Below are 5044 nucleotides of genomic sequence, written 5' to 3'. Positions count from 1 at the left end.
GGCCGTGCCGCAGCCGGTCGCGCACGGGGAGCCCGCGCAGGGTGGCGGAGAGGAACCCGGCGGCGAAGGCGTCGCCCGCGCCGACGGTGGCCACCACGTCGACGGTGAGGGCGGGCACGTGCACGGCGGACTCACCCGTGTCCGTGCGCGCGAACACCGTCGCGCCGAGCGGGCCCTCCTTGACGACCAGCACCCGCGGTTCCGGCAGCAGTCGCCGGACCGCCTCGACCCCGCCCCGCGTGCCCCAGGCGTCCTCGGCCTCGTCGGTGCCGACGAACACGATGTCGGCCCGCCGGGCCAGGTCCAGCAGCACCAGGGCGTCCTCGGCCTCACGCCACAGGCCGGGGCGGTGGTTGACGTCGAAGGACACCACCGGGCGCCCCTCGCGCGGCGCGGTCAGGATGTGCAGCAGTTCCCGGCACCCCGGTGACAGCGCGGCGGTGATCCCGGAGAGGTGCAGCACGCGGCCCGCGTCCAGCGCGGCGAGGTCGGTGTTGTCCACGGCCATCGCGGAGGCGGCCGATCCGGCGCGGTAGTAGGCGACTTCGTGGGCGTCGGTGGCCCGGTCGGCGGCGGTGCGGAAGTAGACGCCGGTGGGCCGGTCCGGGTCCACGCGGACCGCGCCGGTGTCGACGCCGTAGGAGCCGATCCGCTCCACCAGGTGCTGCCCGAAGCCGTCGGCGCCGACCCGGCCGACCCAGCGGGCCGGGTGCCCGGCGGCGGCGAGGGTGCAGACCACGTTGGACTCCGCGCCGCCGATGCCCCGTTGGAAGGCGGGCACGTCGGCGAGGCGGCCGGGGCGGTCGGGGAGGAAGGCGACCATGGACTCGCCCAGGGCGACGACGTCCACGACATCCACGGTGTCGGGGGCGGCGCTGGACGGTCCGTCGGCGGTCACGATGGTCTCGGCTCCTCGTCGGTGGTCCGGGGTGACGACTTCGTTGACCCGGTGTTGGCCGAGATGTTAGACAGCATGGAGCGACATACGCAATGGACGTTGCAGAGAGTGCAACGACGCTGATCAGGAGGCTCGTATGGCCCATGAGACCGGTTCCGACGCCCTGGCCGAGCTCGCCGGGGAACGGGTCGACCACCGTTTCAAGGGCCTTCCGCCGGACGCCGCCGGGCTGACGGTGGGCGAGCTGGCCGCCGAGCGCCGCAATCTGTTCACCGGCGGCTTCGCCACTCCCGTCCTCGCCCTGTCCGCCGAGCGCCTGGCGCACAACCTCGCGCTCATGGAGACGTACGCGGCCCGGCACGGCCTCGCCTTCGCCCCGCACGGCAAGACCTCGATGGCACCTCAGCTCTTCGCCCGGCAGATCGAGCACGGCGCCTGGGGCATCACGGTCGCGGCACCTCATCAGGTGTGGGTGGCACGGGAGTTCGGCGTCCAGCGGATCTTCCTCGCCAACGAGCTGGTGGACGCGGCCGCGCTGCGCCGCGTCGCCGCCGAGCTGGCCGCCGACCCGGACTTCCGCCTCGTGACCTACGTGGACTCCGTGCGCGGGGTCGAGCTGATGGACGCGGCCCTCACCGGCGCCGCCCGCCCGCTGGACGTGGTGGTGGAGCTGGCGGCCGGCGAGGGCGCCCGCACCGGTGCCCGTACCGAGGCGGAGTGCGCGGAGATCGCCGCCGCCGTGGCCGCCACCGGCACCCTGCGCCTGGTCGGCGTGGCGGGCTATGAGGGCGAGGTGCCGAAGGCCGATCCCGAGCGGGTCGCCGCCTACCTGCGCCGGCTCACCGCGCTCGCCGGCGCCCTGGACGCCGGGGGCCTCTTCGGCGAGGCGGACGAGATCGTGGTCAGTGCGGGCGGCAGCGCCTGGTTCGACACGGTGGCCGAGGTGTTCGCCGAGGTACCCGAGCTGTCCCGCCCGGTGCTGAAGCTGCTCCGCTCGGGCGCCTACGTCTCCCACGACGACGGCCACTACCGCCGCATCACCCCGTTCAACCGGGTGCCCCAGGAGGGCGCGCTGGAGCCCGCGTTCCGGCTGTGGGCGCAGGTGGTCTCGCGCCCGGAGCCCGGCCAGGCGTTCGTCAACGCGGGCAAGCGCGACGCCGCCTACGACCTGGACAAGCCCGAGGCGCAGGTCGTACGCCGGGACGGCGCCGAGCACCCGGCCACCGGTATCACGGTGACCGCCCTGTCGGACCAGCACATGTGGCTGGCCACCACACCGGAGGCCGATGTCATGGTGGGCGACTGGATCGGCTTCGGTCTGTCCCACCCCTGCACCAGCTTCGACAAGTGGCAGCTCATCCCGGTGGCCGAGGCGGACGGCACGGTCGTGCAGTACATCCGTACGTTCTTCTAGGAGGGCAGCGCCATGGAAGAACTCGTCATCCGGGACGCCGACGTGGTCGACGGCAGCGGGGCGCCCGCCTACCGCGCCGATGTGGTGGTCGACCGCGGCCGGATCGTCTCCATCGTCAAGGAGGCCGCGGCGGCGGGCTGTCAGCGCCCGCGCGCCCGGCGCGAGCTGGACGCGGAGGGCCTGGTCCTCTCCCCCGGCTTCATCGACATGCACGCCCACTCCGACCTGGCCCTGCTGCGCGACCCCGACCACAGCGCCAAGGCCGCCCAGGGCGTCACCCTCGAGGTCCTGGGCCAGGACGGCCTGTCGTACGCCCCCGTCGACGACCGCACCCTGGAGGAGGTCCGCCGGGCCATCACGGGCTGGAACGGCTACGGCGACGACCTCGACTTCGACTGGCGCTCGGTCGGCGAGTACCTCGACCGGCTGGACGAGGGCATCGCGGTCAACGCGGCCTACCTCGTCCCGCAGGGCACGGTCCGCGCGCTGGTCGTCGGCTGGGAGGACCGCCCGGCGACCCCGGCCGAGCTGGACCGGATGCGGAACCTGGTCGCGGAGGGCCTGGAACAGGGCGCGGTCGGCCTCTCCTCCGGCCTCACCTACACCCCCGGCATGTACGCGGGCGACGCCGAACTGACCGAGCTGTGCCGGGTGGTGGCCTCCTACGGCGGCTACTACTGCCCGCACCACCGCTCCTACGGCGCGGGCGCCCTTCAGGCGTACGCCGAGATGGTCGCCCTCACCCGGGAGGCGGGCTGCCCGCTGCACCTGGCGCACGCCACCATGAACTTCGGCGTCAACGAGGGCCGCGCCCCCGAGCTGCTCGCCCTGCTCGACGCGGCCCTGGACGCGGGCGCCGACCTCACCCTGGACACCTATCCCTACACCCCCGGCTCCACCACCCTGGCGGCCCTGCTGCCCAGTTGGGCGAGCGAGGGCGGCCCGGCGCGGATCCTGGCACGGCTCACCGACCCGGCCACCGCCGAACGCGTCCGGCACCACCTGGAGGTCACCGGTTCCGACGGCTGCCACGGCGTACCGGCGGAGTGGGAGACGATCGAGATCTCCGGCGTGACCAACCCGGCGCTGGCCGAGTACGTCGGCCGCACGGTGAAGGAGGTGGCCGGGCTGCGCGGCGAGGAGCCGTGGGAGACCGTACGGCACCTGCTGGTCGAGGACCGGCTCGGCACCACGATCCTGCAGCACGTCGGCCACGAGGAGAACGTCCGCGCGATCATGCGGCACCGCGCGCACACCGGCGGCTCGGACGGCATCCTCCAGGGCACCAAGCCGCATCCGCGCGCCTACGGCACCTTCCCGCGCTATCTCGGCACGTACGTCCGCGAGCTGGGCGTGCTGTCGCTGGAGGAGTGCGTGGCCCGGCTGACCTCGCGGCCCGCGGCCCGGCTGCGGCTGCCGGACCGGGGCCTGGTGCGCGAGGGCTATCGCGCGGACCTGGTGCTGTTCGACCCGGCCACCGTCGCCGCCGGCTCCACCTTCGCGGAGCCGAGGACGCTCCCGGCCGGGATTCCGCACGTCCTGGTGGACGGACGGTTCGTCATCGAGGACGGGCGGCGCACCGACGTGCTGGCGGGCCGGTCGGTGCGCCGTACCCCGGTGTGACGGTCGGGGCGGTCAGGGCTTGGGCAGCGTGCAGCCGGCCGCGGCGAGGTTGAGCTTGTTGCCGGTCGTGAAGCAGGCCGGTATCTGGTAGGTCTCCTGGGCGTAGTTGATGCCCTGACGGACCGTGACCTTGCCGTTCTGGTCGACCTCGCACGGGTTGTTCTCGGTGCAGGACTGGCCGTCCTCGTTGCCCGTGTTGTTGACGGCGACGACCTTGCCGGTGGCGGTGTCGATCACCGGGGAGCCGGAGGTGCCGCCGATGGTGTCGCAGGCGGCGGTGTAGCGCAGCGAGTCCTTCCAGGTCCAGCCGCCCTCCTTCAGCCGGTACACGAACCCGTCCGCGTTGCAGGAGTAGATCCGCTTCCAGTAGCCGGAGACGACCTTGATGCCGCTGCCGGCCACCGGGTGGGTGTCGCTCAGCGGCAGCGCGTTGATGCCGTACGAGCTCCGAATCGCCGCGTAGCTGGTGGTCAGCCGGTACAGGGTGACGTCGGTGTCGGTCATGGTCGAGTACACGACCTGGTTGGCGCGGAGCGTGGCGACCTTGGTGCCGGCCGAGTTCAGCAGGCCGAAGGTGCGGCTGGAGGACTGGCCGGTGATGACCTGGCCGGGCTGCGGGAAGCCCGTCTCCAGGCAGTGCCCGTTGCTCAGCACCAGCGCGGGGTCGCTGTCCGCCGAGTTCGGCAGCCGGACGACGGAGCCGGAACAGTTGCTGAGCGACACCGTTCCGGCGAAGTCGACGGTCACCGCCTTGACGTGCGGCGCGGCCACGGCCGGAGTCGCGCCGAACCCGGCGAGCGCCACGGCGGAAAGCGCGGCCAGGAGAGGCTTGTTCATGTGGGGGTCCTCTCTGCGGAAGCGGGCGACCGGAGAGCCTCCGGCGCCCGTATTGTCATGCGCATTGTTATCGGGTTGGCGAGAGAGGACAAGGAGGCGTCACCCGGAGACGCCGGGCCGACGGCCCGTCGGACTCAGCGGTGCCGGTGCCGCTTGCCGCCGCGGGTGGGCGTATCGGTGGAAGCCGGGGTGGGGGAGACCACGGGAACGGTGGCCGTCGTCGCGGGGGCGGTGGACGGCGGGGCCTCCTCGACGGCGGTGGCGTCCGCGGG

General features: G+C 73.2%; 4 protein-coding genes. 2 read left to right on the top strand and 2 right to left on the bottom strand.

Features of this window, described 5'->3' with window-relative positions; translation table 11 throughout:
• A partial coding sequence (locus GT030_RS33770) for a sugar kinase (protein WP_161204323.1) occupies positions 1 to 898 on the bottom strand: 898 nt, incomplete at its 3' end.
• Between the two features lie 136 nt (positions 899 to 1034).
• On the opposite strand from GT030_RS33770, the gene GT030_RS33765 reads away from it, so the two are divergent.
• The gene (locus GT030_RS33765) at positions 1035 to 2312 is read left to right on the top strand and encodes an amino acid deaminase (RefSeq protein WP_161204322.1); all 1278 of its coding nucleotides are present in this window, start codon (positions 1035 to 1037) and stop codon (positions 2310 to 2312) included.
• Positions 2313 to 2324: 12 nt separating this feature from the next.
• Entirely contained in the window at positions 2325 to 3935 is a 1611-nt protein-coding gene (locus GT030_RS33760) for a D-aminoacylase (protein ID WP_161204321.1), read from the top strand.
• Between the two features lie 12 nt (positions 3936 to 3947).
• Here the strand turns inward: GT030_RS33760 and GT030_RS33755 are convergent, their stop codons facing one another.
• Positions 3948 to 4772 carry a serine protease gene (locus GT030_RS33755; protein WP_161204320.1) on the bottom strand — a complete coding sequence of 275 codons (825 nt, stop codon included), beginning with the start codon at positions 4770 to 4772 and terminating at the stop codon, positions 3948 to 3950.
• Positions 4773 to 5044 lie beyond the last annotated feature (272 nt).

This window comes from Streptomyces sp. SID1328 (assembly GCF_009865595.1).
GTDB classification, from domain to species: Bacteria; Actinomycetota; Actinomycetes; order Streptomycetales; family Streptomycetaceae; genus Streptomyces; species Streptomyces griseoluteus.
Note: the sequence above shows the minus strand (reverse complement) of the source record. Positions and strands in the feature narration are given on the sequence as shown.